Raw genomic sequence first — 4,540 nt, 5'->3', positions numbered from 1 at the left:
GCACCGGCACCCGCACCCGCACCCGCACCCGCACCCGTCAGCGGATCCTGCACGGAATCCCGCGCGGGATCAGGCGCGGGGCCCGGCCCGGCGTGCGGCTCCGCCTCCCCGATGAACGCGGCCACGGCCGCGACGACCCCGGCGTCGCCCAGGATCCGCCGGTGGCCGAGCCCCTTGGTCTCGATCAGCCGGGCGCGCTCGCCGTAGGCCGCGGCGAGGGACCGGGACTCGCCGGGGGCGGCCATGTCGTCGTCCTCGTCGTGCACGAGCAGGAGGCGTTCGGGGCTCGGCCCGGGGTTCTCGCGGGCGTCGAGGCGGCGCCAGACGTCCGGGGTGCCGGCCAGGAGCCGGTGTTCCACGTGGTCGCGCAGGACCCGCTCGACGGCCGGTCCGACCCGCAGGGCCTTGCGGAACCCGGCGACGAGGTGGTCGAAGTGGGCGACGCCGCCGAGGGCCGCCATGCGCTCCACGCGGATGCCGTCGCGGAGGGTGAAGAGGGTCGACAGGACCCCGACGGAGTGGGCCACCACCGCGGAGAACCCGCCGTGCTCGGCGTGCAGCAGGCGGATGACCTCGCGGTAGTCGCGGACGGAGGCGGCCCGGCCGCCGGACTCCCCGTGCCCGGGGGCGTCGAAGGCGACCACTCCGTGCCCCTGGGCGAGGAGCGCCTCGGCGAACCCGGCGAACCGCGACGCCCGCGAGGACCAGCCGTGCACCAGCAGCACGGGACGCGGCCCCTTTCCCCAGCTGTACGTGGTGACGGGTACCCCGTTCACGGTCAGCCGCCCGGTCCGCGCCCGGGCCATCACCTCCCGTTCCTCCGGCCGCAGCCGGGCCCGTCCGAGCGGCCGGATGAAGAGCCGGAAGGCGAGCTTTCCGGCGGGGCCCGGGGCGACCCGGGCGGCTGTGGCGAGGGTGACGCTCAGGAGTGAAGCCATGGGGTGCATGCCCGGTTCTCCGGATCTGTCGCTGGCAGGACGAGCGGGATGCTAGCACGATCGTTCGTACAGTTTCCGTCCTGTTCGCGGGCCCGGTCCGGGTTAGGGTGACGTGATGATCATCCTTTGAAGAAAGGCATTGGCCCTCCCGGTGACCGAGTCACGCCCCCATGCCCTGTTCTCCTTCGGCACGCTGAGGGACGCACACGTCCAGACCACCCTCTTCGGCCGGACCGTGCCCAGCTCCCCTGCCTCGCTGGTCGGCTACACCACCCGGCCCCTGAAGATCACCGACCCGGACGTGATCGCCGCCAGCGGTCTCGACGTCCACCTGACCCTGGAGTGCCGGCTGGGCTCCGTGGTCGAGGGCGCCGTCCTGCGCCTGACCGACGGGGAACTGGCCGCCGCCGACGCCTACGAGGTGGACGACTACGTCCGCCGACGGGTACTGCTCTCATCCGGGGAGAGCGCCTGGGCCTACCTGGACGCGGACCCGCTGCGCTCCGCGGCCCGGATCGTGATCGCGGGCGACAGCATCGCGTACGGGCGCTGCGATCCGCGGGGCGGCTGGGCGGCCCGGCTCGCGGCCCGCCACATCGGCGCGAACGAGCACGACCACCGGGTGTTCAACCTGGCCGTCCCGGGAAACACCCTGGCCGGCGTCGCCGAGCAGACCCCGGCCCTCCTCGCCGCGCGCCGCCCGGACACGCTGCTGATCGCCGCCGGCATCAACGACTCGGCCGTCCCCCTGGCCTCCCCGCAGCCGGACCCCGACGGCCTGACGCACCTCGCGGACGCCCTGGCCTCCCTTGCGGCCACGGCCCGGGAGCACAACGCCCGCCTGGTGGTCGTCGGACCGGTCTGGCTGGACGAATCCCGCCTCGCCGACTACGAGGGCCTGCGCTTCACCGAGTCCCGCGCCCTGGCCCTTCGCGAGACCCTGCGCGCCTGGTGCACGGAGCACCACATCGACCACATCGACCTGTGGGCCCCCCTCCACGGCCGCCCGGAACTCCTGACGGACGGCATCCACCCGAACCCCGAAGGCCACGAGGCCCTCTACCACCACCTGAAGCCGAGCTAGCCGCCGGCCGCCGCACGCCATCGGACGAGGGCCCCGAAGTCCTCGTCCGTGAGGAAGAGGAGCGTGAGCGGAACCGGGGGTGGGAGGTGGGTGGAGGGTGGCATGGCCGTACCCTACGGCGGTTCACTTCTCGGGGTCCGGCTGCCTGGCGCGGCTCGGCTGGACGCGTTTGGGCTCGCCCGGCATCTTCGGGTAGTCCGGCGGGTAGGGCATGTCGCCCAGGCCGTGGTCGTGTTCGTCGCGGGCCGCGAGTTCCAGTACGGGTTCCAGATCGAAGGCGTGCTCGTCCATGTCGGCGTGCAGGTCGCCCAGTTCGGCGAAGCGGGCCGGCATCGTCCTGATGTCGAAGTCGCGCGGTTCGGCGTCGTCCACCTCGTCCCAGCGCAGGGGCGCCGAGACCGGGGCGTGCGGGCGGGGGCGGACGGAGTACGCCGAGGCGATGGTCCGGTCGCGGGCCGTCTGGTTGTAGTCGACGAAGATCCGCTCGCCGCGCTCCTCCTTCCACCAGGCCGTCGTGACCTTGCCCGGCATGCGCCGCTCCAGTTCCCGGCCCAGGGCGATCGCGCACCGGCGGACCTCCGTGAAGGTCCAGCGCGGGGCGATCGGCACGAACACGTGCAGCCCGCGTCCGCCTGAGGTCTTGGGCCAGCCGCGCAGCCCCACCTCGTCCAGGAGGGCGCGCAGTTCGTGCGCGGCCGCCACCGCGTGGTGGTAGTCGGTGCCCGGCTGCGGGTCCAGGTCGATGCGCAGTTCGTCCGGCCGGTCGGTGTCCGCGCGGCGCACCGGCCAGGGGTGGAAGGTGAGGCAGCCCAGGTTGGCCGCCCACAGGACGGCGGCCGGCTCGGTGGGGCAGATCTCGTCCGCGGTGCGGCCGCTGGGAAAGGCGATGTGGGCGGTCGGGATCCAGTCGGGCAGGTTCTTCGGGGCGCGTTTCTGGAAGAAGGACTCGCCCTCCACGCCCTCCGGATACCGCTCCAGGGTGGTGGGGCGGTCGCGCAGGGCGCGGGTGATCCCGTCGGCGACGGCGAGGTAGTACTCGGCGACGTCCCGCTTGGTGTACCCGGGCTCCGGGAAGTACACCTTGTCGGGGCTGGACAGGCGTACCGCCCGCCCGCCCGCGTCGAGCTCGATCGCACCACCCGCGCTACCGCCCATGGGCGCCACGGTAGGCGGGGGCGGCCGGACCCGCACACCGAGCGGACCCGGACGTACCACCGCAGAATCGACTCCATGGATCTGCCGGTGATGCCGCCCGTGAAGCCGATGCTCGCCAAGTCCGTGGCGAAGATCCCGCCCGGCATGCAGTACGAGGCCAAATGGGACGGCTTCCGCGCGATCGTGCACCGCGACGGGGACGAGGTGGAGGTCGGCAGCCGCACCGGAAAGAGCCTGAGCCGGTACTTCCCCGAGCTGGTGGCGGCGTTGAAGGAGAACCTGCCGGCCCGCTGCGTGGTCGACGGGGAGATCGTGATCGTCCACGGCGGACGGCTGGACTTCGACCGGCTGACCGAGCGGATCCACCCCGCCGCCTCCCGGGTGAAACTGCTCGCCGAGACCACCCCGGCCAGCTTCGTCGCCTTCGATCTGCTCGCCCTCGGCGACGACTCCCTCCTCGACACCCCGCTCGCCGACCGCCGCGGCGCCCTGGTCCACGTCCTCTCCACAGCCCGGCCCCCCGTGCACCTCGCGCCCGCGACCACCGACCCCGCGCTCGCGCGGGAGTGGTTCGAGCGGTTCGAAGGCGCCGGGCTCGACGGGGTCGTCGCGAAACCCCTCGATCTGCCCTACCGGCCCGACGCCCGCCTGATGTTCAAGATCAAGCACGAGCGTACGGCCGACGTCGTCCTCGCCGGTTTCCGTTTCCACAAGACCGGTCCGATTGTCGGATCGCTGCTCCTCGGCCTGTACGACGGCCAGGGCGCGCTGCAGCACGTGGGCGTGTGCGCCGCCTTCCCCATGAAGCGCCGCGCCGAACTCGTCGAGGAGCTGGAGCCCCTCCGGATGCCGGACGCCGAGGGCCACCCGTGGGCCTCGTGGACCGACGAGGCCGCCCACGAGAGCGCCCGGCTGCCCGGCGCGCAGAGCCGCTGGACGGGCAAGAAGGACCTGTCCTGGGTCCCCCTGCGCCCCGAACGCGTCTGCGAGGTCAAGTACGACCACATGGAGGGCGACCGCTTCCGGCACACCGCCCAGTTCGTCCGCTGGCGCCCCGACCGCACCCCGGAAAGCTGTACGTACGGCCAGTTGGAGGAGGTCGTCGGCTACGACCTGGCAGAGGTGCTGGGCGAGACCGGCTGAGGGGGCAGGGCGGGGGACGCGGTGAGCCGTTCCCACTGGGCGCGGTCCGGTCCCACCGCGTTCGGTACCCAGTCCGGCCGCTCCGCGAGCCAGCGCGCCACCCTGACCCGGACCGCCGGGTCCGCGTAGGCCCGTGCGGGCGGTTCGGCCAGGTGCCGGACCCTGGCCCGGGCCCGCATCACCTCCGGGTCCTCCAGCGCGCACTCGAACAGTGCGGCCG

General features: G+C 73.3%; 4 protein-coding genes and 1 pseudogene. 2 read left to right on the top strand and 3 right to left on the bottom strand.

Going from position 1 to position 4,540, the window contains the following annotated elements:
* A partial coding sequence (locus VR44_RS12880; RefSeq protein WP_245691752.1) for an alpha/beta hydrolase occupies positions 1 to 938 on the bottom strand: 938 nt, incomplete at its 3' end.
* A 151-nt stretch (positions 939 to 1,089) separates the two neighbouring features.
* On the opposite strand from VR44_RS12880, the gene VR44_RS12875 reads away from it, so the two are divergent.
* Positions 1,090 to 2,022 (top strand): GDSL-type esterase/lipase family protein, encoded by a 933-nt coding sequence (locus tag VR44_RS12875; protein ID WP_045947597.1) that lies wholly within the window; start codon positions 1,090 to 1,092, stop codon positions 2,020 to 2,022.
* A 123-nt stretch (positions 2,023 to 2,145) separates the two neighbouring features.
* Here the strand turns inward: VR44_RS12875 and ligD are convergent, their stop codons facing one another.
* Entirely contained in the window at positions 2,146 to 3,177 is a 1,032-nt protein-coding gene (ligD, locus tag VR44_RS12870; RefSeq protein WP_045947596.1) for a non-homologous end-joining DNA ligase, read from the bottom strand.
* A 75-nt stretch (positions 3,178 to 3,252) separates the two neighbouring features.
* Between ligD and VR44_RS12865 the strand changes: the two genes are divergently transcribed.
* Positions 3,253 to 4,320 (top strand): ATP-dependent DNA ligase, encoded by a 1,068-nt coding sequence (locus VR44_RS12865; RefSeq protein ID WP_045947595.1) that lies wholly within the window; start codon positions 3,253 to 3,255, stop codon positions 4,318 to 4,320.
* On the opposite strand, the pseudogene VR44_RS12860 reads toward VR44_RS12865, so the two are convergent.
* A pseudogene (locus VR44_RS12860) lies at positions 4,284 to 4,540 on the bottom strand (FAD-dependent oxidoreductase); the annotation flags it as partial. The gene VR44_RS12865 and the pseudogene VR44_RS12860 sit on opposite strands and share 37 nt — an antisense overlap.

It is taken from the genome of Streptomyces katrae, from assembly GCF_000966975.1.
In the GTDB taxonomy this organism is placed as follows: domain Bacteria; phylum Actinomycetota; class Actinomycetes; order Streptomycetales; family Streptomycetaceae; genus Streptomyces; species Streptomyces katrae.
The sequence above is the reverse complement of the archived record's forward strand: the minus strand, read 5'-3'. Positions and strand labels throughout refer to the sequence as shown.

Bases quoted from the DNA above. Each gene is read 5' to 3' on its own strand.
- ligD (WP_045947596.1), bottom strand. From the start codon at position 3,177: ATGGGCGGTAGCGCGGGTGGTGCGATCGAGCTCGACGCGGGCGGGCGG.
- VR44_RS12865 (WP_045947595.1), top strand. From the start codon at position 3,253: ATGGATCTGCCGGTGATGCCGCCCGTGAAGCCGATGCTCGCCAAGTCC.